This window comes from Mesorhizobium sp. M6A.T.Ce.TU.016.01.1.1 (assembly GCF_003997065.1).
In the GTDB taxonomy this organism is placed as follows: Bacteria; Pseudomonadota; Alphaproteobacteria; order Rhizobiales; family Rhizobiaceae; genus Mesorhizobium; species Mesorhizobium mediterraneum.
The window spans coordinates 1-22,622 of sequence record NZ_RZTJ01000038.1; the positions used below are offsets into that span (position 1 = coordinate 1).

Genomic DNA, 22,622 nt, shown 5'->3' on the forward strand with positions numbered 1-22,622 from the left:
ACCGACGCCCATCCCGAGACCCCGACCATTCTCTCCCCCACCGCCGAAGCCCCGGTCGAAGGGCTGCCGCCGGGTTTCGGCGAAGGCATCGCCGGCAAGGCCGCCTTTCTCATCGCCATCGCCTTCTCCATCTTCCAGATCTACATCGCCGCCTATGGCAGCCTGCCGAGCCAGGTGGTGCGCGCCATGCATGTCGGCTTCTTGCTGCTGCTCGGCTTTGGCCTGATCGCCAATCTGCGCGCCAAAAGCGCTGCGGCGAAAGCAGCGTTCTGGGCGCTCGGCGTGCTCGGCTTCGCCACCGGCCTGTATAATTGGGTGTTCTATGCCGACCTCATCCGGCGCTCCGGCTTCCTCACCACGCCGGACCTGATCGTCGGCACGGTGCTGGTCGTGCTGGTCTTCGAGGCCGCGCGGCGGTTGATGGGGCTGCCGCTTGCCCTGATCGCCTTGATCTTCCTCGCTTACGCATTTGCCGGCAATCACCTACCGTCGCCCTTCATCCATCGCGGCTATGATTTCGCCCAGCTCGTCGACACCTTCGCCTTTGGCACGGAAGGCATATACGGCACGCCGGTCTACGTCTCGGCCGCCTACATCTTCATCTTCGTCGTCTTCGCCGCCTTTCTCGAACGCGCCGGCATGATCGCGCTGTTCAACGATTTCGCCCTTGGCCTGGTCGGGTCGTGGCGCGGCGGCCCGGCCCAGGTCTGCGTCCTGTCATCGGCGCTGATGGGCACCATTTCCGGCTCCGGCGTCGCCAACGTGGTGGCCAGCGGCCAGTTCACCATCCCGCTTATGAAGCGCTTCGGCTTCCGCCCGGCTTTCGCCGGCGCCGTCGAGGCGACCTCCTCGATGGGCGGCCAGATCATGCCGCCGGTGATGGGTGCGGTCGCCTTCATCATGGCCGAGACGCTGAACATCCCCTATGCCGAAGTGGTCAAGGCGGCGATCATCCCGGCGCTGCTCTATTTCGGCGCCTGTTTCTGGCAGGTGCATCTGGAAGCCGGCAAGGCCGACCTGCACGGCATGGCCAAAGCGGATCTGCCCAATCCGTGGGACGCGGTGAGAAGACACTGGCCGCTGGTTCTGCCGCTTGCCGCGCTCATCTATCTGCTGTTTGCCGGCTACACGCCGATCTTCGCCGGCACCATGGGGCTGGCGCTGACCATCGTGCTCATCCTCGGCACGCCGCTGGCGGCGTTGATCGGGCCGCTTGCCTTCCGTATTGTCTTCTGGCTGGCGCTGGGGCTTGCCGCCGCCTCTTTCATGAAGTTCGGCGTCAACCTCCTCAGCCTTGTGATCGCGGCGCTCGTCATCGCTTGCTTCACCTTCAGGGGCGGACGCGAGACGTTGCAGATATGCATAGACTCGCTTGCCGAGGGAGCAAAGAACGCGCTGCCGGTCGGCATCGCCTGCGCCATTGTCGGCATCGTCATTGGCACGCTGACGCTCACCGGCATCGCCTCGACCTTCATCGGCTGGATCATCTCCATCGGCGAGAACAACCTGTTCCTGTCGCTGCTGCTGACCATGCTGACCTGCCTGGTGCTCGGCATGGGCATCCCGACCATCCCCAATTACATCATCACCTCGTCGCTGGCCGGGCCGGCCCTGTTGGCGCTCGACGTGCCGCTGCTGGTCAGCCATATGTTCGTTTTCTATTTCGGCATCATGGCCGACCTCACCCCGCCGGTGGCGCTGGCCGCTTTCGCCGCCGCGCCAATGGCCAAGGAGAGCGGCCTCAAGATCGGCATCCAAGCCACCAAGCTTGCCGTCGCCGGCTTCGTCGTGCCTTTCATGGCGGTCTACACCCCGGCGCTGATGTTGCAGGACGCCGGTCCGATCGCCGCCCAGTTCGGCTACCCCGTCGAGGTCGCCTATATCGTCGCCAAGGCCTGCATGGGCATCGTCCTGTGGGGCGCGGCCGCTGTCGGGTTCCTCGCCCGGCGCATGGCCTGGTGGGAACGTCTCGTCGCCTTCTGCGCAGGCGCGCTGCTGGTTGCCGCGCTGCCGCTCACCGACGAGGCCGGCTGGGCGCTCTCTCTTGTCTGGATCGGCTGGCACTGCTGGCGTGCACGGCAGGCGTCCGGGACCGCATGAGCCTCTGTATCCTGGCCGCCGGTAAGACGATGACGCTCACTGTGGCCGCTTTCACGCTTTCCTGGACGCATTCGGTGGAAAAGACGCATTGGCAGGAAGACTGGAAGGTGATGCCTTCCGGCCTGCAAATCGTCGAGGCACGGATCAAGGGCTCGGGCGCCGGCATGGAGCCGCCCGAGGGCGCGCTTCTGCGGGACGGCTGGTGGGCCTACACGCCCCCGATCAAGCCTCAGCCGCGCCTCGTGCTCGCCGCATCCGGCGCCACCGGCGAAGGCTGGACACTGTGCACGGTTGAAGACTGCCGCGAACTGGGCAAGGCGGCCGGCGGCACGATCGTGTTGGAACCGTGCGAGGGTTCGAGCCAGCCGCGATAGCGCACGATTAATCCAGTGAGCGGATGCGAGATCTCGACATGGAAGCGGAAGCGGCCGTTCTCCACGCTCTCAAAAGATGTCGAGCGCGGGCAAAGCCACATCGGCAGCTTCAGGCCAATAATGCTCCAGCGGCTCAGCACGAGCGACAGCCGGTTCTCCTCGGCGACCAGCGCCATGGCGAAGGTCAGCGGGCCGAAGCGTTCGCACAGCAACCGCTCGGATCGGCCGCATCCGGCGAACTGGCGGCTGGAGAAACCCTGCCCGCCGAATGTCCGCGTCCAGGTTTCTTCGTTTTCGTTGGCGTGGAAGCGGACATCGACCGGGATGTCGTCACGGGTCTTCGGAAACCCGACCAGCCAGGCTGCAAGCCGGCCAAACATATTGCCTCCGCGCTCGACGCTGGCGCGTCCCTGCGCCTTGGTCGTGCCATCGTGCATGGCGCGGATCTCCTTGGGCAGGTTTTGCCAGGCGTCGCCGAGCAAGGCGGCGTAGAGCGGCTTGTCCGCATCGGCGGTATCGTCCCTGAAGCCGGTATGGATCGTCCGGTTGGCAAACAGCGCTTCATAGTCCTCGAGTTCCAGGTCGCGCACGGCCGCCCGCGCTCCTGGCGCAGGCATATGTCCGTCCAGCGCCTTGCGCACCAGCGCCTCGACCGCCATCGACGGGATCAGCGGCCCGTCATTGCCCTCCGCCAGCAGATGCCATGAGCGCCTGACCGGCGTACGCGACCGATCCGCGCCTTCCACCGCGACAAACATGCCGCCGCGATGCTCGCCCCAGCGCAGCCGGTTGCTCGCCCAGTGCATGAGCGAAGCCAAGGGCAAGAGCGAGCGGACCAGGCCGGCGCGCACGAGCCAGGCGAGACCGATCAGAGCGCGGTGCAGCACTTCCGGCACCGGCCCGGCGCCCATCCAGATCGTCTGTGCCTGCGGCCAGAGATCGGCGAGCGCCCGCAGGTCCGGCACGTCGACCAGCGAGAACAACGTGCTCCTCAGCGGCAGGCGGCCGGGCGGCGCGATCGTGTAACGCATCTGTTCGGTGAACGGGTGGCCCTGCGACGGTTCGCCGTCGCGTGCGAGCTGCACTGGTTGTCCGGCATAGCCGGCAATGGCGCGGATGACGTTTTCGCCGACCCCGGCAAAGGGCGACGGCGCGATGCCGCCACGAATGGTCTCGACCCGCGCCATATCAAGAGATAGCCGGCGCACCGCCGCTGCCGTCAGCACCGGAAAGCTGGAAACTCCGGACAGCACGAAAAGACCGGTCTCGCGCGCCGCCGCGTCGAATGCAGAAACGCCGGCGACGAAATCCGACCCGTCGGCGAGATCGAGATAGTTGACGCCCTGGGCGATACAGGCCTCGATAACGCGGTAGCGCCCCTCGCCATAGGCCTGGAACGGACCGCTGGCGTCGACCATCGTGTCGGGACGCAATGAGGCCAGTTGCGCCGCAAGATCGCCGTCGCGGTCGAACTGCGCCGGCACGAGCCGCGCCTCAGCGCCGTGACGGCTCCCGCAATAGGCATTGGCTTTGGCAAGCGAGCGGCCGGCGATGATCAGCGTCAGGCGCGGTTGGTTCTCCAGCAGTTCGACGATGCGGCCGCCAAATGTGCCGTAGCCGCCGACGATGAGAACCTTCATCGGCTGCTCTCCCAAGCGCTGCCGCCTCGGGTAGCGCAGAAGCTTCCCAGGAGCCTTCGCTTAGCCAATCAGCCGCCCTTTCAGTTCAGCGGAGGGGATCTCGCAACTCTCTTTCCTGCCGAACAGCGCGTACCGGTTCTTCGCAATGCGGTCATAGAGCCAGTCGCGAAGCGGGCGCGGCAGCAGGAGCAGAGACCTCGCCGCCCGCCACGGCCAGCCCAGTTCGGCCATGACGGCGACGAAACTGTCCAGGCGGGTGAAGGCGGCGCCGTCGATGAGGACCAGATTGGTCTCGTAGCTATCCGTCCGCAGCCCGTATTTTCGAAACAGCGCTTCGCCGAGCGGCGACTGCGCCGTGGCGAAGCGGAAGCGGCTTTTGCGGTCGAGCCTGACCACCATGCGCACGAAGCCCGAGCACAGCACACAGACGCCGTCGAACACGATCAACGGATGGCTTGCATCGAAGGCTGGCTTTTCAGGAGGATGGTTTGGCTGGGTGGTCACGCGGGTCCGGGCTGCTTGGTGTCAAACGACACTAAGCTTGCCGGCGGCGAGATCAAAGCCCCAGAATCTCAGAACCTTGTTGTCGCACGCCGCCTGTCGGCGAGCGCAGGGCGCTCCGCACGATAGGTGGTCGCACGGTGATCGGCGGCCGGCCTGCAGATCCGGCTGTCATGACGGCTTTCCATGGTCGTCATCAGTGCGCGCTGATGCCGAGCGTGTGGCCGCGGCGTGCGCAGGCGGGCCCTGGGCCGCGCATGTAATAGCGCTCCGGCCGGTAGGTCGGCGCGACGAATTCGCGGATGGCGGCAGCGTAGCCGATGAGGTGCGTCAAGAAGTTCATTTTACCTGTCCCTGTCCCGATTTCGGATGTCCCTTCCGAATTGCGGAGATCATAGCGTCGAGGCGTGAATAGTCGGTGAACACGATGTTAATATCTGGTCGAAAATGCCTTGGTTCGTGGCCGCAATGCGGCTGATTCGGGGTCTTTCCATGCAGTTCGTCGACATTTCGGTCGATGTGACTTTTGCATCACATATGTTTCGTTTGGATGTCGCTGCGGCGCGCTTGTGTTTCAACCTTGGCCGGCGCCGCGAAATTTCCGTGCTTGCCCAGGGAAAGTCAGGAACCCGTCCGATAGCCGCACGTTGACGCCAAGAGCCGCACCAACCCGGCTCCAGCAGACAGCGGCTTCCGTGCGGGACCGCCGCCGGAACCCCAACACAGCAAGAATGATGGAAAGGCAAAAGCCATGGGTTTCTTTTCGAAAGACATCAAGACGCTGGACGACCTCTTCGTCCACACGCTGCGCGACATCTATTACGCCGAAAAACAGATCGAGAAGGCGCTGCCGAAGATGATCGACAAGGCGACCAATCCGCAATTGAAAGCCGGCCTGGAGAAGCACCTCGGGCAGACCAAGGGCCATATCGCGCGCGTCGAGAACGTGTTCGAACTGCACGGTGTGAAGGCCAAGACGGTCAACTGTCCGGCCATCGACGGCATTCTCGAGGAAGCCGATGAAGTCAGCGGCGACATCGACGACAAGGATGTTCTCGACGCCGCCCTGATCGCATCCGCGCAAGCGGTCGAGCACTATGAGATAACCCGTTACGGCACGTTGATCGCCTGGGCCAAGCAGCTTGGCCGCACCGACTGCGCCAATGTCCTGGCCAACAACATCAAGGAAGAGCAGGCGACCGACCGCAAGCTTACCGAGATCGCGGAGGCCAAGGTCAACCTTCAGGCCGCCGAATAGTCTTCTCGATCGAGGCAACGCCGGGCAAACCCGGCTTTGCCTCGCTTTTCGCGGTGCCGGAACTGAAACGATTTCTATCCGTTCAAGACCTCGTGCCGGCGTCGCCAAGCCGAAGCCTTCGACGCCATAGCAAATCCGCATAGGATCGCGTGTCATGGCCAGCCTTGAGCAGTATCACGCCAAGCGCGATTTCAAGAAGACCGCCGAGCCGGCCGGCAAGGTCGTTCGCAGCAGGAAAGGTGAGGCCGGCGGCATCTTTGTCATCCAAAAGCACGCCGCGACACGGCTGCATTACGACCTTCGCCTCGAACACAATGGCGTGCTGTGGAGCTGGGCGATAACCCGGGGCCCGAGCCTCGATCCGCATGAAAAGCGGTTCGCCGTGCATGTCGAGGATCACCCGATCGACTACGCGTCCTTCGAGGGCACCATTCCCAAGGGCGAATATGGCGGCGGCTCGGTCATCGTCTGGGACGAAGGCAGATGGCAACCGGAGACCGATCCGGCCCAGGCGATGAAAAAGGGCCATATCAGCTTCGAGTTGCACGGCCACAAGCTGAACGGTCTCTGGCATCTGGTGCGCCTGAAGCCGCGTCCCGGCAAAACGCGCGACAATTGGCTGCTGATCAAATCCGACGATGTCGCCGCCCGGCCGGGCGAGGACATTTTGCAGGAGGCGCCAGAATCGGTGAAGTCGGGCCTGACGATCGAGGAGGTCGGCGAAGGCAAGACCGCCGATGGCAAGAAGCCAAGGGTCTGGCATTCGAACAAACGGCTCGCTAGCAAGGCGAAGGCCAAGGCGGCAAAGCAGCTCGAATTCATTGAACCATGCCTCGCCACACTGCAAAGGGATGCCCCTCCCGGCAAGGAATGGCTGCATGAGGTGAAATTCGACGGCTACCGCATGCAGGCGCAGCTTGCCGGCACCGAGGTGCGGCTCTTGACGCGCACCGGCCTTGACTGGACGGACAAGTTCGGCGGCGAGATTGTTGCGGGACTCGGGCGCCTGAAATGCATGGATGCCATCATTGACGGCGAGATCGTCGTGCTGGCGGACAGCGGCGTCTCGTCCTTCGCGCTGCTCCAGGCGGATCTGTCGGCGCGCCGCACGGATCGTTTTCTCTATTACGTCTTCGACCTGATGCGTCTCGACGGCGAGGATCTGCGCACAGAGCCGCTGGTCGAGCGCAAGCAGGCTTTGCAGGACTTGCTTGGCAAACAGCCAGACAATTCGGCAGTCCGCTTCAGCGACCATTTTGCCGAACCGGGCAAGGTCATGCTGGAGCACGCCTGCCGCATGGGGCTGGAGGGTATCGTCTCCAAGCGCGCCGACGCGCCCTATCGCAGCGGCCGCGGCTTGTCCTGGGTGAAGTCGAAATGCACGCTTCGCCAGGAATTCGTCATCGGCGGCTACCTGCCGTCGGAGAAGACCGGGCGTGGATTGCGCTCCTTGCTGGTCGGCTACCATGAGGGCGGCAAGCTGCACTATGCCGGCCGTGTCGGCACCGGCTTTTCGATGCAGGGCACCAACGACCTGAAGAAGAAGCTTGATGCTCTGAAGGCGAAGACCTCGCCCTTCGACAGGGCGCTACCGAGGGGCAAAGGAGTGGTTTGGGTGAAGCCAGACCTTGTCGGCGAAGTGGAGTTCCGTACCTGGACGTCCGACCGTATAATACGCCACGCCTCGTTCCAGGGATTGCGCGAGGACAAACCGGCGGAGGAAGTCGTGCAGGAAAAGCCAAAGGCACCCGCAGGCGAGGCCGACACCAAGGCAAAGCCTGCCGGGGGCAAGGACACCTCTGTTGAATCGTCGGGGGCGGCAAAAACCGTCGTAAAGCTTTCTCATCCCGACAAGCTTCTGTGGCCGCAGGAGAAGGTATCGAAGCAGGGCCTGCTCGATCATTACGCTTTGGTCTGGCCGCGCCTACAACAATTCGTCGTCAATCGGCCGCTCAGCTTGGTGCGCGCGCCGGACGGCGTCGAGGGACAGCGCTTTTTCCAGAAGCATGCATCGGCCGGCATGCATGACAAGATCGCCAGGATGAAGGATCCGACGGACGGCGAGGAGATATTGTTCATCCGCGATTTCGACGGTGTCGCTGCCTTGGTCCAGCTCGGCGTGGTCGAGATCCATATCTGGGGCTGCACCATCGACGAACTGGATAAGCCGGACCAGATCATCTTCGATCTCGATCCCGACGAAGGCGTCGACGTGAAAGCGGTGCGCGCGGCGGCGCTCGAAATCCGCGGTAGGCTCGATGAGCTGTCCTTGCCGAATTTCGTCAAGACGTCGGGTGGCAAGGGCTACCATGTCGTCGTGCCGCTGAAACCGTCGGCGGATTGGGATGAGGTGAAAGACTTCGCCCATGATTTCGCCCGCGCGCTGGAACAGGCGGCACCCGACCGCTACACGGCGACGCTGTCGAAGAAGGCGCGCACCGGAAAAATCTTCGTCGACTATCTGCGCAATAGCCGCGGCTCGACCACGGTGGCGCCGTATTCGTCGCGGGCCAAGAAGGGCGCTACCGTATCGATGCCGGCGACCTGGGCGGAGATCGAGGCCGGACTGGCGCCGAACGCATTTCCGATCGGCGACAAGACGACGCTGAAGCAGTTGGCCGAAGCCGATCCGTGGAAGGATTTTTTCAGGCAGGGCAAGGTGCTCAAGCGCGGCTAACAATCAAGCGAGAAACACCTTCTCGAACGCCTGCTTGCCCGTCGGCGAAAAGATCACCGCGCGGCTGTCTTTCTCGCGCCGCGCCCATTTTTCCAAAAGGATCTTGTCGAGAATGGCCGCACCCAGCGTGCCGGCAAGATGTGAGCGCCGCACGCTCCAGTCGAGGCACGCCCGGCACACCGGTCGTCGCGCCTTGCTCTCGACACCGATGCCAATCGCGGCAAAATACGAGGCGGCCGACGGCCCAGGCCTGATCTCCTTGTCGTCGCGCAGGAGCACTTGTCGAGCGACAAGGCGGTCGAGCATCGCCACGGCCTGTTCTCCGGCGAGGTGGTCGTAGCAGACACGCGCCACGCGCATGGCCGCATCACGGGGACCCGGCCGGACCCGCTGCGGCCCGACCGCTGCGGCGACACCGGTGATGGCTTCGATCATGCCAGCCACCTGCGGCCCGGCGAGGCCGTAATAGCGATGCCGCCCCTGGCTTGCCAGCGTCAGCAGCCCGCCCTCCATCAGTTTCGACAGATGCGAGCTGGCGGTCGGCAGCGACACACCGGCCTCGAGCGCCAGTTCGCTCGCCGTCAACGCCGTGCCGCCCATCAGCGCGGTCAGCATGTTTGCCCGCGCCGGATCGCCGACCAGGCTGGCGATGCGGGCTATATCTGGTCCTTCACGCATAGTTCGTTCCTCATCGAAGCATTCTTGTCAGATAACCACTAACCTCCACTGAGATCAAGGAGACGACGATGACTGCAAGAACCGTTCCCGACGCCGTATCCACTGGCCGGTTCGGCCGCCGGCCGTTTCCGTTTTTCGTCTTGCGCCGGTTGCATTTGCGGCTTCTGGCGCGGTGGCACGACCGCTATCTTCAGCGCCTCGACCTTGCCGAGATCGACGAGCATCTTTTGCGCGACCTTGGCCTGACGCCGGAAGACGTTCGCCACGAATGCGCGAAATCCTTCTGGCAAGCATGACACCGGAGAAGTTGCCTAGCACATCGATCCGCTGAACGTTTCGACCCCGCTCGAACTATCGGCGCAACGAACCAAATTCAGCAAGGAGACAAAAGATGACCATCACCTGCTTTATCCGCTACGAGATCGACCCGTTCGGCAAGGCGGCGTTCGAGGAGTATGCCCGCAACTGGGGCCAGGCCATTCCGCGCTGCGGCGCCGATCTGATCGGCTATTTTGCTCCGCATGAAGGCTCGGCCACGACCGCCTACGCCGCCTACAACATCGACAGCCTGGCGGCTTATGAGGCCTACCGTGCCAGGCTGGCCGCCGATCCGGTCGGCAAGGCGAATTACGAGTTCGCGCGGCGTGAAAGATTCATCCTGAAGGAGGATCGCATGTTCCTGAAGCTGGCGTCCGGGCCGCATGCCTCTCTGGTGAAATTATGATCGCCGTCATCTTCGAGGTCGAGCCGGCAGCGGGCAAGCGCGATGCCTATCTCGGCCTCGCCGCCGACCTGCGCCCGCTGCTCGACGGCATCGACGGTTTTCTCACTATCGAGCGCTTTCAGAGCCTCACTGACCCGAATCGCATCCTGTCGCTGTCGTTCTGGCGCGACGAGGAGGCGGTGAAGGCCTGGCGCAACACGGAGGAACATAGGCGGGCGCAGAAGGCCGGCCGTGGCGGCATCTTTGCCGACTATCGTCTGCGCATCGCCCATGTCGTGCGCGACTATGGCCTGACCGAACGGGCCGAGGCGCCTGAGGACAGCCGGGTGGTGCATGGGTGAGTGGGACTATGCGGCCTTTTCCTTCTCCCCTTGTGGGAGAAGGTGTCGCCGAAGGCGACGGATGAGGGGTGTTCCAGCTTGGCACCGACTGCGACCCGTCCAACACCCCTCTTCCGTCTTGGCGCTACGCGCCAATCCACCTTCTCCCACAAGGGGAGAAGGAAAGATCGAGCTAAGCATTCCCGATCAGCACGCCGGCCGCAAACACCAGCGCGCCGCCCAGCACCACCTGGAAGGCGGCGCGCCAGAACGGCGTCTGCATGTAGCGGTTCTGCACGAAGGCGATCGCCCATAGCTCGAAGAACACCACGACCGCAGCGACAATCGTCGCCGTCCAGAAAAACGGGATGAGGTAGGGCAGCGCGTGGCCGAGGCCGCCCAGCATGGTCATGATGCCGACTGTCAGCCCGCGTTTCACCGGCGAGCCGCGGCCCGACAGCTTGCCGTCGTCGGAGGCCACCTCGGTGAAGCCCATCGAGATGCCGGCGCCGATCGAGGCGGCAAGCCCGACCAGAAAGGTCTGGAACGTGTCGTGCGTGGCGAAGGCGGCGGCAAAGATCGGCGCCAGCGTCGACACCGATCCGTCCATCAACCCGGCCAGTCCCGGTTGCACATAGGTCAGGATGAACTGGCGCTGCTCGGCCGCGGCTTCCTCGTCCTTCACCGCGCCCGGCACATGCTTTTGCTCCAGCCGCTGCGCCAGCGTCTCGTGGCCTTGTTCGGCCACCGCCAGATCATCGAGCAGCTTTCGCGTCGAGGCATCGCTGGTGCGTTTCGCCGCCTCGACGTAGAACAGATACGCCTGCCGCTCCATCGACTCGGCCTGTTGGCGCACATGCTCGATACCGAGCGGCCTGACCAGCCAGTCCGGCTTGCGCTCGTAATAACCTTTCACATGCTCGCGCCGGATCAGCGGAATGCGCTCGCCGAAACGCCCGCGGTGAAGCTCGATCAGCGAGTCGCGATGGCCGTCCTCCTCCTCGGCCATCTCCTCGAACACCTTGGCCGAATGTGGAAAACTATCTGCCAATCCATCGGCATAGGCCCGGTAGATACGCCCGTCGTCTTCCTCGGAAGAGATGGCGAGCGCCAGGATCTCTTGCTCCGAGAGCGATTCGAAGGGACGGCGGCCAAAGCCGAAAACACGGGAAAGCATGAGAAATTCACCCTAGTTTAGAATAGTTCTAAACTATGGTCTGGTGCGCGGTTGGTCAATCGCGCCCGTCGCCCGGAGGTTCAAAATTATTGGCTCTGGGGATCCTCCGCCGCCCTTAACTATTGGTGAATGTTCACCTATATAGCTGAACCTAAGCCAAGAGAAAGGAATCCGTAGATGCCGGCAAAGCAGCCCACCCATGCGTTTGACCCGAAACCTGTTCTCGACCTCATCGCCAATATCGAGGCCGACCTGCAGCGCCTGAAAGGCCTGGTCGAGCAGCAGGTCGAAAAATTCGATCCCGCCAATCCGCACAACAAGGCCCCCGACGGCAAGCTGACCGAGGAGGGCGTCGAGTGCTGCTACCGCATGTTCGACGAGGGCAAGTCGCGCTATTCGGTTGCCCAGCAGATGAAGATCTCCTTCGCCGCCGCCACCCATCGCTTCAACAACTGGCGCAAGATGGGTGGCGCCAAGCGGCGACGGACGCTTTTGGGGTGAGGCTTCGGCCAATCGCAAACGTCGGGGGCGCTGATAAGGCAACACGCTCGTCTCGCAATCGACGAATTGTGTCGGTCACATTTTTTCAGTGGTGCGCGGCCCTGTTTTCCGTGCACCATGGGCGATCTCACTTCGCAGGACCTCGCCATGAACTCGCCTCCCGGCATCGCCGATATCCACGCCGCAGCAATACGATTGTCCGGCCTGATCGTCGAAACGCCGCTGATCGAATCGCCGGAGCTGAACAAGCGCTTCGGCGCCAGGATTCTGTTCAAGCCGGAGACGCTGCAGCGCACCGGCTCGTTCAAGTTCCGCGGCGCCTACAACAAACTGTCTTCGCTCACCGAGGAAGAACGCAGCCGTGGCGTCGTCGCCTTCTCGTCGGGCAACCACGCGCAAGGTGTCGCCGCCTCGGCGGCGATGTTCGGCGTCAAGGCCATCATCGCCATGCCCACTGACGCGCCGGCCATGAAGGTCGGCAATGTCAGGAAGATGGGAGCGGAAGTGGTTCCGTTCGACCGTTTCCGCGATGACCGCATGACGGTGGTTCGCCCTTATATGGACCGGGGCATGGTCCTGGTCCCGCCATTCGACGATCCGGCCATCATCGCCGGCCAGGGCACGATCGGCCTCGAGCTGATGGCGCAGGCGAAAGCGCTCGGCGTGAGTCTCGACGCGATCGTCATTCCCTGCGGCGGCGGCGGCTTGAGCAGCGGCATCTCCATCGCGGTCAAGGATGCATCACCAGATACGGCCGTCTGGGCGGTGGAACCCGAGCATTTCGACGACACCTGTCGTTCGTTGGCCAAAGGTGCTCGGGTTTCGATCGAACCCGGCCACACGTCGATCTGCGACGCGCTCCTCACCGCCGAGCCGGGCGCGATGACCTTCGAGATCAACCGCAGGAATCTCGCCGGCGGCATTGCCGTTTCCGACAAGGCAGCGGCACAGGCGATGCGCGACGCCATGGCCCACCTCAAGCTGGTGGTCGAGCCTGGCGGCAGCGTCGGGCTGGCCGCGCTATCGTCGGGCGAGATCGAGCTATCAGGCAAATGCGTTGCCGTGGTGCTGTCCGGCGGCAATGTCGATTTCGCCACCTATGCGGAGATCATGGCGGCGGCTTAGGTGGCGACCAGTTCCGGGCCACGCGGCCGGTTAAAGGTGTCAAAGCGTCCCCTACGTGTCCAATCGAACCGTACCATTCAAGGACAGACAGGAATGAAACTGTTCTTCAGCCGCAATCCCAATCCTCGCCTCGCGGTCGCGGTGGCACGTTATCTCAACGCAAAGGTCGAGTTTGAATTCGCCTCCCCCTTCGCTCCCGGCCAGGCCGAGCGATTTCGCCCGCTAAATCCCAATCTTTCATTGCCCATACTTGTAGGCTCGGGAAAAAGCCTCTGGGAGGCCGACGCCATAGCTTGCCGGCTATCACGCGACGTGCATTCGGATCTCTGGCGCACCGGCGACGACGAACCCGAGATGATCCGATGGCTCAGTTGGGGGAAGGAGAACTTCGCAAGAGCTTGCGACGTCGTGCATTTCGAACGCGGGACCAAACAGCGATATGGGCTCGGCCCGATCGATCAGGGCCGGGTTGAGGAGGGCCTGAGAGACTTCCGCACTGCCGCTGCAACACTCGAGGCCGCGCTTTCGGAGCGAGAATGGCTGGTCGAGAATTCGGTTTCCTACGCCGACTTTCGAATGGCGACGTTTCTGCCCTTCAACGATGTCGCCAGATTGCCGCTCGATGATTATCCGTCTGTCAGCCGCTGGTATCGCCAGATTGAAGAAATCGATGCCTGGCGCGATCCCTTCAAAGGGCTGGATGCGCCTGAATTGCCGCCGGTTCCGGGTCAGGGCAAGCCGGCATGAACCTCCTCACAACCTAAAGCAAAGGCGAGACTCCGCCTTTTTCGGTTGATCAAAACGGGAAAAAAACGCTAATTGGCTCCCGCGAGGGACCATGCTGACAATTGATGAAGTGGGAGCGATCCCATTGTTTTCGGGTTTGCCGGTGGGCGAGCTGGAGCGGCTGGCGCGGACGGCGGCCGACCTTCATCTCAGCCCCGGAGAGTTCGCGGTTCACGAGGGCGGAGAGGCCGCGCTGTTTGCGGTTCTCGCCGGCAAGATCGAAGTTGTAAAGACCTTCGACGGCGTCGAGCGGACGCTCGGCTGGCGGCTGCCGGGAACGATATTCGGTGAGGTGCCGATTGCCTTGGGCTCGGGTTTTCCGGGCGGGTATCGCGCCACTGAGCCGTCCCGCGTCATGCGGCTCGAGGTCCAGCAATATTATTCCATCGCGGCGGTTTCAAAGGACGTGGCCCAAAAGGTCAGCGCGCTTGCGCGCGAGCGGATGGGCGGGCTGCAGAGCATCACCGCCGAGCCGCAGAAGCCGCGCGTGACACTGGTCGGCCATCGCTGGGACACGGCGTGCGGGGAGCTGCGCCGGTTTCTGGCCCGCAACCAGATCTCATTCACTTGGGTGTTGCCCGACACATCGGATGCCGAGGCCTTCTGGTCCGCCACGGGCAGGCCGGCTCTCGATGGTCCCGTTGCCCGGCTGGCGGACGGAGAGATCATGGAAAGTCCGGCCGTGCGCGATCTTGCCATTCGCCTCGGGTTGCAGACGCGCCCGCGCGGCGCCGAGTACGATGTGGCGATCATCGGTGGCGGCCCGGCCGGCCTTGCCGCCGCGGTCTACGGCGCATCCGAGGGGCTGCGCACGATCGTCGTTGAGCGTGAGGCGCCTGGCGGACAGGCGGGGACATCGTCGCGGATCGAGAACTATCTCGGCTTTCCCAGCGGAATTTCCGGCGACGAACTGGCCAGTCGCGCGCTGCAGCAAGCAAGACGGCTGGGCGCCGAAATCCTGGTCACCCGCTCCGTCGCCGGCATCGATCCTGTTACGCACGATCTGTTTCTCGACGGCACCGATGTCGTGCGGGCGCGCAGCCTCATCCTTGCAACAGGCGTGACATGGCGCCGTCTCGGCATAGACGGGTTCGACCGGCTTATCGGCAAGGGTGTCTACTACGGAGCCGCGCGCAGCGAGGCAAGCACCACCCATGGACTGGATGTCTTCCTGATTGGCGCCGGCAACTCGGCCGGCCAGGCAGCGCTGCATTTTTCGGGCCATGCGCGCAACGTGACACTGCTCGTGCGCGGCCCGTCCCTTGCAGACAGCATGTCCCACTATTTGATCGAGCAGCTCAGGGCGAAATCGAACGTAAAAGTCCAGCTTCGGTCGGAAGTCCAGGCCGTGCACGGTGAGACTCACCTGACGGCGATCGACATTCTCGACAAGGCGACCAACGAGGTGAGCCGGCACGATTGCGGCGGGCTGTTCGTTTTCATCGGCGCCAACGCCGAGACCGAGTGGCTGCCGGCCGATGTCGTGCGCGATGCCCGCGGATACGTGCTGACCGGGGACGATGTGAAGAAGGCCGGGGGCTGGTCGCACGACCGCGATCCCTATCTGCTCGAAACCAGTGCGCCCGGAATCTTTGCCTGCGGCGACGTACGCTTGAGTCCTGTCAAGCGGGTTGCGTCAGCGGTCGGAGAAGGGAGCATGGCGATCGCGTTCGTTCACCAGTATCTGGCGAATGAAGAGAAGGCCAAACGCGGCCAAAGCTAGGCCACAGGCCTTAGTCCAGCGTTCGGCGGAACCGCACCAGCGCCACGCCGGCGAAGAGCGCCACGAACCCGACGAGCCAGCCGATCTCGGTTGCGACCGCCGGCAGTTCGGCGCCCTTCAGCATCACCGCGCGGATGATGCGCAGGAAATGCGTCAACGGCAGGATCTCGCCGAAGATCTGCGCCCAGCCGGGCATGCCGCGATAGGGGAACATGAAGCCCGACAACAGGATCGACGGCAGAAAGAAGAAGAAGGTGAGCTGCAGCGCCTGCATCTGGGTGCGCGCCATCGTCGAAATGGTGTAGCCGAGCAGCACCAGCGCCAACACGAAGACCAGGACCGCCGCAAGCAGCAGTGACAACGACCCGGTGAAGGGAACGCCAAACAAAAGCTTGGCCGCCGCCAACACCACCACCACTTGCACGGCGCCGACCACCAGATAGGGCAGCACCTTGCCCAGCATGATTTCAAGCGGGCTGGACGGCATCGCCAGGAGATTCTCCATCGTGCCGCGCTCGGTCTCGCGCGTCAGCGCGATCGAGGTCATCATCACCATTGTCATCTGCAGGATGACGCCAAGCAGGCCGGGCACGATGTTGTATTGCGAGATGCCTTCCGGATTGTAGCGCCGGTGCACCACCACCTCGAGCTGGCCCCGGGCAGCTTCGGCGGCAGTTTCCTGCATGCCGCGTGCCCTGAGCAGCGCCTGGTTGGCGACCGTGCCGAGCGTCGAGATGGCGCCGCTGGCGACGGCTGGGTCGGTGGCGTCCGCTTCGATCAGGATCTGCGGGCTGTCGCCGCGCTCGACCCGCCTGGCAAAATCGGCGGGGATGGTGACGACGAAGGCGACGTCGCCGCGCGCCATCAGGAATTCCGCCTCGGCGGCACTTTGCGCGACATGGTCGAAGCGGTAGTAGCCGGTGGTCTGCAGCGCCGAAACCATGGCCCGCGTGTAAGGATCGCTGCTCATCGCCACCAGGGCTGCCGGCAGGCTCTTCGGATCGTTGTTAATGGCATAGCCGAACAGCACCAGCTGCATCAGCGGCACGCCCAGCATCATGGCGAAGGTGATGCGGTCGCGCCGCATCTGGATGAACTCCTTGATCAGCAGCGCGCCGAGCCTGGCGAAGGAAAAGACGCTGTTTATCCCATTTTTCATCCCATGTTGTCCTTCGAGCCGGACATGAACTGGATGAACACATCCTCCAGGCTGGTCTCGCCCGGCGTCACCGTCACGCCCTTGTGCTCTTTCTCGACATCGGCCAGTGCTGCTTCCAGTTCCTTCTTGTCGGAACCGACGACATGCAGCGTCGCGCCGAATGGCGCTACCTGGTCGACGCCGGGGCGGCCGCCGAGTGCGGCAGCAACCTGATCAAGCCGCGGGCCCTGCACGACGAAGGTCGTTAGCCCGGCATTCCTGACCACCTCCTCGACCGTGCCTGACGCCAGCATCTTGCCATACGAGATGTAGCTGATGCGGTGGCAGCGCTCGGCCTCGTCCATGTAGTGGGTGGAGACCAGCACGGTCAGGCCGCCGCTGGCCAGCCGATGGATCTCGTCCCAGAATTCACGCCTGGCTTTCGGATCGACGCCCGCCGTGGGCTCGTCGAGCAGCAGCAATCTGGGCTTGTGCATGATGCAGGCGGCCAATGCCAGCCGCTGCTTCCAGCCGCCGGACAGCGTGCCGGCCAACTGGTCCTTGCGCGAGGTCAGGCCGAGCTCCTCCAGCGTCTTAGCCACATGCTCGTCGAGTGGCTTCAACCCATAGAGCCGCGCCACGAATTCGAGATTCTCGGCGATGGTCAGATCCTCGTAGAACGAGAATTTCTGCGTCATATAGCCGACTTCGCGCTTGATCCTCAGACTGTCGGTGCGGATGTCGAAGCCGAGCACCGTGCCGTCGCCCTCATCCGGCGTCAGCAGCCCACACATGATGCGGATGGTCGTCGTCTTGCCCGAGCCGTTCGGGCCGAGGAAGCCGACGATCTCGCCTTCGGCCACCGTCATCGTCACATGGTCGACGACCGTCTTGTCGCCGAAGCGCTTGACCAGGCCGTGAACGTCGATGACGTTCATTTGCCGATGTCCGCCAGATCGACATCGACGATCTGCCCCGGCTGCAGGGCGCTGGCGTCGCCCTCCGGCCGCGCCTCGACCAGGTAGACCAGCTTCTGCCGGGTCTCCAGTGAATAGATCACTGGTGGCGTGAACTCCGGGTCCGGCGACACGTATCTGACGCGAGCCTTCACGTCCGGCCCGCAGCCATCGCAATGGACATTAAGCAGCGTGCCGACTTTCACCGACGAGAACGCACTTTCCGGCACATAGACGCTGAGCTTCACCGCGCCGTCCGGCAGCATCGAAATGACCGGCGCGGTCGGGCCGGCCGTATCACCGGGGTTGCGGATCACGTCGTTGACGCGGCCGGGCGACGGCGCCGCCAGCACGCGCTTCGAAAGCCGCCATCGCGCCTGCTCGAGCGCCGATTGCGCCTGACTGACCTGATTGTCGGCGGCCTTGATCGTCTCGGGCCGTGCCGGCAGGCCGCCAACGGCGAGATTGGCTTCCGCCTGACCGACCTGCGCGTTGGCTGTCTCCAGCGTGGCCGAGGCGGTATCAAAATCGGCCTGCGTGCCGGTGCCGCGTTTGAACAAATCGCTGGCGCGGCTGTATCTGCGTTTGGCGTCGGCGGCTTGCGCCCTGGCCATGTCGACCTGCGCCTTGAGCACCTCAATCTCTTCCGGCCGCTTGCCGACCTGCAGGTCGGCAAGTTGCGCCTGGGCCTGGGCAAGCGCCGCCTCGGCTTGCGCGACGGCTATTCTTGCGTCGGCGCTTTCAAGCGTCACCACCGGCGTGCCCGGCGCGACGCGGTCGCCGCGCTTGACCGAAATCGTCTCGACCTGCGCCACCTCGATCGGCGCGAGCAGCACATAGTCGCCCTCGACATAGCCGACGGCGAGCGGCGCGGCCGGTGCGCAGGCGCTGAAAAGCAGGGCGGCGAGCGGCAGAGAACAAAGAAAACTCATGACCTACGATCCTTCCGGGCGGCCAATATGGCCCCAAGGTTATCCGTCACCGCCGCTGCGATCTTAGCGGCCTCGGCGTCGCCGATCGCGCGCCAGCCCATGCGGCGCATCACCGCCTCGCGGCCGATGCGGAAATAGACGACCTGGCCGATCAGCGTGAACACGGTGAGCCGGGTAGCCTCACTCTCGGCGGGCTCCCCCGTCGCCTGTTCCCAGATCAGGCACAGCCGGCGATGCGCCGGTTCGAACACACCGTCATAGATACGGTCGAGCGCGGCGGTTGGATGGGACAGCTCGCGCAGGACGAACTGCACGATCTCGCCGGCTTCCGGCCTTGCCGCGATGAAGGCCACCATCCGCTCCAGTGCGACGAATAAATGTGCCCGCGCTGCCTCGGGATCGGCCATTGCCGCCGCGGGCGCTTGCAGATTGCCGATCGCCTGGCCGGCTATGGTCTGGATGGTGTCGACGATATAGTCGGCCGCAGCGTTGCGGAGCCCTTCCTTGCCGCCGAAATGATAGGCGATCGAGCCGATATTGGCCTTGGCCTCAGCCGCGATCTCGCGCGTCGACGTGCCGTCGAAGCCCTGGCGTCCGAACAGTTTCAGCGCCGCGCGGACAAGTGCCGTGCGCGTCATGTCGGCGGGAGATGCCTCGCGCCGCGGAGTTTTGGCGTTTGTCGATTTGCTCATGGTAAACGATTTAATCAATCGAATGATTAAAGTCAACTCGGCCCATCCCCGCCTTGCCATCTCTAGCCGCACGCGCTTTAGTGGATCCATGGTCAAGGAAATCGAGCGCAAGTTCCTGGTCTCCGGCAATGAGTGGCGGGATCTGGTCGAAGCGGATATCTGCATTCGCCAGTTCTATCTCGCCGCCGCATCCGGCCGCTCGGTGCGCGTGCGCATCAGCGACGGCGCCTCGGCAAAGCTGACGCTCAAATTCGGCAGCAAGGCCCGCGAACGCGACGAATTCGAATATCCAATCCCTCTGGCGGAGGCGGAAGAGATGCTGGCCTTCGCCATCGGACGTGTCATCGAGAAGACACGCCACCATGTTAGGCATCGCGGCCATCTCTATGAAGTCGATGTCTTCGGCGGGATGCTTAGTGGTCTGGTGGTCGCCGAGCTCGAGACGCCTGAGGACGTGCCGGACGAAATGCTGCCAGATTGGCTCGGCCGTGAAGTCACCGGCGAGCAGAGGTTCTACAACGCGTCGCTCGCCCTCGAGGGATTCCGGAGATCGCCGCATGAGCTATCGCATCAATCCGCGCCTGCCGTTGACCGGCGAGGTTAGGCGCATCCTCGCCGAGGAGATCGGCAAGGCGCTGGTCCATCTGGACACGGCGCGCGACAGGCCGGAACAGGGGCTGCACAAATGCCGCAAGCGGCTGAAGAACGTTCGCGCCTTGCTGCGCCTGGTCCGTTCCGGAGACGAAACATTTTGCGTGACCGAGAACCAGTGTTACCGCGACGTTGCAGCCCTGCTTGCCGGTCCGCGCGAGGCGACCGCGCTGGTTGAAACAATCGACCGGCTGGCAGCAAGCTTTCCCGAACAGAGCGCGGGTGGCGGTCTCGATGCCGTTCACGAGACGCTCGTCGCGCGCCAGCACGAACTGCATGGTGGAGCAGGCCTCGACGCTGCAATAGGCGCGGCGATTGCGGCTTGCGAGGAGGGCATCAGCCGGATCGACATATTGGTCTTGCCCGACCAGCCCGAACAGGCCGCCGATGTGCTTGCCGACGGCGCCCGCATCACCCTGCGCCGCGCCAGAAAGGCGTTGGACAAGGCTGGCTCGCGCGGCGAGGCCGATGATTTCCACGATCTGCGCAAGGCGGCAAAGACCCACGGCATGCATCTGTCGCTGCTCGGAAGACTGTGGCCGACGCCGATCAAGGCCCGGCGCAAGGCGGTCGACGAACTCGGCGAAAGACTGGGCGAATTGCATGATGTGTTCGTCATGCGTGAACTTCTCGATGCCGACGACCGGCCGCTCGGCTCTCCTCAAGAAACACGGCTCCTGAGCAAGCTGTTGAAGCGCTCGGAGAAAAGCCTGAAGAAGACCTGTCTCGCCGTCGCAGCCGGTCTGTTCGGCGACAGCCCCAGGCGCTCGACAAGGAAACTTGCGCGCAAAGCGCGCGACGATCTGGCCGCCGCGCCGCGCGAAGACGCCAGCGCGCCCGGCGCCGCCGGCTGACGCAGTCCTTCGGTTCGGGATCATGGTCTGGGCCGCCGGCCTGTGGTAATCGCCGTCTGGCATGATCGAGACCGGTGACACGCTTCTGGACCGACTTGGCCGCTGGCTTGCCGGCCGGCTGCAGGAGGAATCGTCCGGCTACGAGCCTTACACGCCGTCCGATGCCGAAACGCTGCGCCGAACGCTCGAGCCCGGCGACATCCTGCTCATCGAGGGCAACCAGAAGATCTCGGCGGCGATCAAATACCTGACCCAGTCGACCTGGTCGCATGCAGCCTTCTATGTCGGCGATGCCTTGCCTGAACCGGCGGACGGATCGGAGCGGCGCCGTCTGATCGAGGTCACCCTTGGCGATGGCTGCATCGCCGTGCCGCTGTCGCGCTACCGGACTTATAACACGCGCATCTGCCGGGCGAGCGGTCTGGCGCCGGAAGATCGCGACGAGGTCGTTGCCTTCATGATCGGCAAGCTCGGCCTCAGATACGATCTCAAGAACATCTTCGACATGCTGCGCTACTTCTTCCCGACACCGCCGGTGCCGGTGCGCTGGCGCCGCCGCATGCTGGCTTTCGGTTCCGGCGACCCGACCCGGGCCATCTGCTCCTCGCTGATCGCCGAGGCCTATGGCCAGATCCGCTATCCGATCCTGCCCGAGATCACCCGGGCGCCCGGCCGTGCCTCGGCCCAGTCGAACTATTCGCGCAAGGAAATCCTGCACATCCGCCACCACTCGCTCTACACGCCGCGCGATTTCGACCTGTCGCCCTTCTTCCGCATCGTCAAACCGACGCTGGAATATGGTTTCGACTACCGGGCGGTGACCTGGGAGGACAAGGCAGGCACAGACGCCGCAGCCGCGAAGGCTGGAGCAATCACCTCAGGCACGTGATGGCTTTTGGCCTGGGTCAGGACATACCCCTATGGCGCGGCCGCTATCCGGCCGAGGTGCAGGCGTTTCACATGGCGGCCTATATCACGCCGAGACCGCAACAGCGCCCTGGTTTTCGGCTTTGTGTTCGACCCAAACATGGACCGGTTCGTCCCGGCCGCGGATGCTCACCGGTCCATGATCGCGCGCATTCAACTGTGTCGTGGGCGATTCCGCCTGCGCGGCCTCAATCAGTCGTGACCCAAAGCAAATATTCGCCTGAAGCTCACGGCAGAGCGCTTGCAAACGGCTGGCGACGTTGACGGTGTCGCCCACCACCGCGAAGGACAGATTGCGCTCGCTGCCGACCGCGCCGATGACGACTGCGCCATATTGTGCACCGATCCGAACGTCCAGCGGCGGGTATCCCCTGGACACCCGCTGCACATTCCAGTCTTTGAGAGCGGCGATCATCGCTTCAGCGCACTGGATGGCCCGAGTCGCGTCGTCGTGGCTGGCTTGTGGAACCCCGAATGTCGCCATGATGCAATCGCCGATATAGTTATCGACTGTGCCATGGTGGTCGAAAACGACCTGCTCCATGCGACGGTGGAACTGACGCAGAAGTTCGAACACTGCTTCGGCCGGATGATCCTCGGAATAGTGTGTGAAGCCGACGATGTCGGCGAACAGCACCGCGATATCCTGCCGGCGGACTGGGCCGAAGGGCTCGTCATCCGTGGCGAGTTGGTCGACGACATTGGGCGAAAAATGCCGGGCGAGATTGGCGCGGGCGCGCTCTGCCTTGACATAGTCTTCCGACAGATGTCGGGAACGAGAGACGACCAGCGCCATGATCGCGCCGATAATCAGCACAACCAACACGTTGGTCGCCTGCGCGAATGTATCGACGAAATTGGGATTGAGATAGAGGTTCAGTCGCTCTG

At 63.7% G+C, this 22,622-nt stretch carries 24 protein-coding genes and 1 pseudogene; 15 read left to right on the forward strand and 10 right to left on the reverse strand.

Annotated elements, in window-relative coordinates; genetic code table 11:
- The first annotated feature begins 27 nt into the window (after positions 1 to 27).
- The gene (locus EOC94_RS31785) at positions 28 to 2,100 is read left to right on the forward strand and encodes a TRAP transporter permease (protein WP_127295511.1); all 2,073 of its coding nucleotides are present in this window, start codon (positions 28 to 30) and stop codon (positions 2,098 to 2,100) included.
- The gene (locus EOC94_RS31790) at positions 2,097 to 2,474 is read left to right on the forward strand and encodes a DUF1850 domain-containing protein (RefSeq protein ID WP_127295489.1); all 378 of its coding nucleotides are present in this window, start codon (positions 2,097 to 2,099) and stop codon (positions 2,472 to 2,474) included. Before EOC94_RS31785 ends, EOC94_RS31790 begins: the two co-directional genes overlap by 4 nt.
- 44 nt (positions 2,475 to 2,518) lie before the next feature.
- Here EOC94_RS31790 and EOC94_RS31795 read toward each other — a convergent pair.
- From EOC94_RS31795 to EOC94_RS31805, 3 genes and pseudogenes are all read right to left on the reverse strand, one after another.
- Positions 2,519 to 4,114: pseudogene (locus EOC94_RS31795) on the reverse strand (DUF4166 domain-containing protein); the annotation flags it as partial.
- Positions 4,115 to 4,174: 60 nt separating this feature from the next.
- Positions 4,175 to 4,618, reverse strand: a complete 444-nt coding sequence (locus EOC94_RS31800; protein WP_127295491.1) for a DCC1-like thiol-disulfide oxidoreductase family protein — start codon at positions 4,616 to 4,618, stop codon at positions 4,175 to 4,177.
- Positions 4,619 to 4,811: 193 nt separating this feature from the next.
- On the reverse strand, positions 4,812 to 4,958 hold the full coding sequence (locus EOC94_RS31805) for a hypothetical protein (protein ID WP_023801394.1): 147 nt from the start codon (positions 4,956 to 4,958) through the stop codon (positions 4,812 to 4,814).
- A 149-nt stretch (positions 4,959 to 5,107) separates the two neighbouring features.
- On the opposite strand from EOC94_RS31805, the gene EOC94_RS34265 reads away from it, so the two are divergent.
- The 3 genes from EOC94_RS34265 (at position 5,108) to ligD (ending at position 8,550) form a co-directional block, all read left to right on the forward strand.
- The gene (locus tag EOC94_RS34265; protein ID WP_185928368.1) at positions 5,108 to 5,266 is read left to right on the forward strand and encodes a hypothetical protein; all 159 of its coding nucleotides are present in this window, start codon (positions 5,108 to 5,110) and stop codon (positions 5,264 to 5,266) included.
- Positions 5,267 to 5,366: 100 nt separating this feature from the next.
- Positions 5,367 to 5,873: a ferritin-like domain-containing protein gene (locus EOC94_RS31810; RefSeq protein WP_127295493.1), complete on the forward strand. Its 507-nt coding sequence runs from the start codon at positions 5,367 to 5,369 to the stop codon at positions 5,871 to 5,873.
- A gap of 154 nt (positions 5,874 to 6,027) precedes the next feature.
- A complete protein-coding gene (gene ligD / locus EOC94_RS31815) occupies positions 6,028 to 8,550 on the forward strand; it encodes a DNA ligase D (RefSeq protein ID WP_127295495.1) in 2,523 nt (840 codons plus the stop codon).
- Positions 8,551 to 8,553: 3 nt separating this feature from the next.
- Here ligD and EOC94_RS31820 read toward each other — a convergent pair whose 3' ends face one another.
- Positions 8,554 to 9,228 carry a winged helix-turn-helix domain-containing protein gene (locus tag EOC94_RS31820; protein ID WP_127295497.1) on the reverse strand — a complete coding sequence of 225 codons (675 nt, stop codon included), beginning with the start codon at positions 9,226 to 9,228 and terminating at the stop codon, positions 8,554 to 8,556.
- A gap of 68 nt (positions 9,229 to 9,296) precedes the next feature.
- Between EOC94_RS31820 and EOC94_RS31825 the strand changes: the two genes are divergently transcribed.
- The 3 genes from EOC94_RS31825 (at position 9,297) to EOC94_RS31835 (ending at position 10,293) form a co-directional block, all read left to right on the forward strand.
- Positions 9,297 to 9,524: a DUF1127 domain-containing protein gene (locus EOC94_RS31825; RefSeq protein WP_126104200.1), complete on the forward strand. Its 228-nt coding sequence runs from the start codon at positions 9,297 to 9,299 to the stop codon at positions 9,522 to 9,524.
- 95 nt (positions 9,525 to 9,619) lie between these two features.
- Positions 9,620 to 9,952 (forward strand): NIPSNAP family protein, encoded by a 333-nt coding sequence (locus EOC94_RS31830; protein WP_095484713.1) that lies wholly within the window; start codon positions 9,620 to 9,622, stop codon positions 9,950 to 9,952.
- On the forward strand, positions 9,949 to 10,293 hold the full coding sequence (locus EOC94_RS31835; RefSeq protein ID WP_095484712.1) for an antibiotic biosynthesis monooxygenase: 345 nt from the start codon (positions 9,949 to 9,951) through the stop codon (positions 10,291 to 10,293). Before EOC94_RS31830 ends, EOC94_RS31835 begins: the two co-directional genes overlap by 4 nt.
- Before the next feature lie 172 nt (positions 10,294 to 10,465).
- On the opposite strand, the gene mbfA is transcribed toward EOC94_RS31835, so the two are convergent.
- Entirely contained in the window at positions 10,466 to 11,449 is a 984-nt protein-coding gene (gene mbfA, locus EOC94_RS31840) for an iron exporter MbfA (RefSeq protein ID WP_127295499.1), read from the reverse strand.
- A gap of 177 nt (positions 11,450 to 11,626) precedes the next feature.
- On the opposite strand from mbfA, the gene EOC94_RS31845 reads away from it, so the two are divergent.
- The 4 genes from EOC94_RS31845 (at position 11,627) to EOC94_RS31860 (ending at position 15,584) form a co-directional block, all read left to right on the forward strand.
- Entirely contained in the window at positions 11,627 to 11,950 is a 324-nt protein-coding gene (locus EOC94_RS31845; protein ID WP_095484710.1) for a hypothetical protein, read from the forward strand.
- Positions 11,951 to 12,097: 147 nt separating this feature from the next.
- Positions 12,098 to 13,075, forward strand: coding sequence for a threonine/serine dehydratase (locus EOC94_RS31850; RefSeq protein WP_185928369.1), 978 nt, complete (start codon positions 12,098 to 12,100; stop codon positions 13,073 to 13,075).
- A gap of 93 nt (positions 13,076 to 13,168) precedes the next feature.
- The gene (locus EOC94_RS31855) at positions 13,169 to 13,822 is read left to right on the forward strand and encodes a glutathione S-transferase family protein (RefSeq protein WP_127295503.1); all 654 of its coding nucleotides are present in this window, start codon (positions 13,169 to 13,171) and stop codon (positions 13,820 to 13,822) included.
- Positions 13,823 to 13,913: 91 nt separating this feature from the next.
- Positions 13,914 to 15,584 carry a cyclic nucleotide-binding domain-containing thioredoxin-disulfide reductase gene (locus tag EOC94_RS31860; protein ID WP_127295505.1) on the forward strand — a complete coding sequence of 557 codons (1,671 nt, stop codon included), beginning with the start codon at positions 13,914 to 13,916 and terminating at the stop codon, positions 15,582 to 15,584.
- Between the two features lie 10 nt (positions 15,585 to 15,594).
- Here the strand turns inward: EOC94_RS31860 and EOC94_RS31865 are convergent, their stop codons facing one another.
- The 4 genes from EOC94_RS31865 to EOC94_RS31880 are packed head-to-tail and all read right to left on the reverse strand — an operon-like array spanning position 15,595 to position 19,302.
- Entirely contained in the window at positions 15,595 to 16,731 is a 1,137-nt protein-coding gene (locus EOC94_RS31865; protein WP_095485096.1) for an ABC transporter permease, read from the reverse strand.
- 8 nt (positions 16,732 to 16,739) lie between these two features.
- Positions 16,740 to 17,660, reverse strand: a complete 921-nt coding sequence (locus tag EOC94_RS31870) for an ABC transporter ATP-binding protein (protein WP_127205151.1) — start codon at positions 17,658 to 17,660, stop codon at positions 16,740 to 16,742.
- A complete protein-coding gene (locus tag EOC94_RS31875; RefSeq protein ID WP_095484705.1) occupies positions 17,657 to 18,610 on the reverse strand; it encodes an HlyD family efflux transporter periplasmic adaptor subunit in 954 nt (317 codons plus the stop codon). Before EOC94_RS31875 ends, EOC94_RS31870 begins: the two co-directional genes overlap by 4 nt.
- Positions 18,607 to 19,302 (reverse strand): DUF1956 domain-containing protein, encoded by a 696-nt coding sequence (locus EOC94_RS31880; protein ID WP_127205153.1) that lies wholly within the window; start codon positions 19,300 to 19,302, stop codon positions 18,607 to 18,609. Before EOC94_RS31880 ends, EOC94_RS31875 begins: the two co-directional genes overlap by 4 nt.
- Here EOC94_RS31880 and EOC94_RS31885 point away from each other — a divergent pair.
- From EOC94_RS31885 to EOC94_RS31895, 3 genes are all read left to right on the forward strand, one after another.
- Entirely contained in the window at positions 19,247 to 19,906 is a 660-nt protein-coding gene (locus tag EOC94_RS31885) for a CYTH domain-containing protein (protein ID WP_348627413.1), read from the forward strand. The genes EOC94_RS31880 and EOC94_RS31885 overlap by 56 nt on opposite strands.
- On the forward strand, positions 19,860 to 20,807 hold the full coding sequence (locus tag EOC94_RS31890) for a CHAD domain-containing protein (RefSeq protein ID WP_127295507.1): 948 nt from the start codon (positions 19,860 to 19,862) through the stop codon (positions 20,805 to 20,807). The genes EOC94_RS31885 and EOC94_RS31890 overlap by 47 nt, the downstream gene beginning before the upstream one ends.
- Positions 20,808 to 20,868: 61 nt before the next feature.
- Positions 20,869 to 21,696: a lipo-like protein gene (locus EOC94_RS31895; RefSeq protein WP_127295509.1), complete on the forward strand. Its 828-nt coding sequence runs from the start codon at positions 20,869 to 20,871 to the stop codon at positions 21,694 to 21,696.
- An 84-nt stretch (positions 21,697 to 21,780) separates the two neighbouring features.
- On the opposite strand, the gene EOC94_RS31900 is transcribed toward EOC94_RS31895, so the two are convergent.
- Positions 21,781 to 22,622, reverse strand: an 842-nt coding sequence (locus tag EOC94_RS31900; RefSeq protein WP_148128445.1) for an adenylate/guanylate cyclase domain-containing protein, incomplete at its 5' end; no start/stop codon positions are given.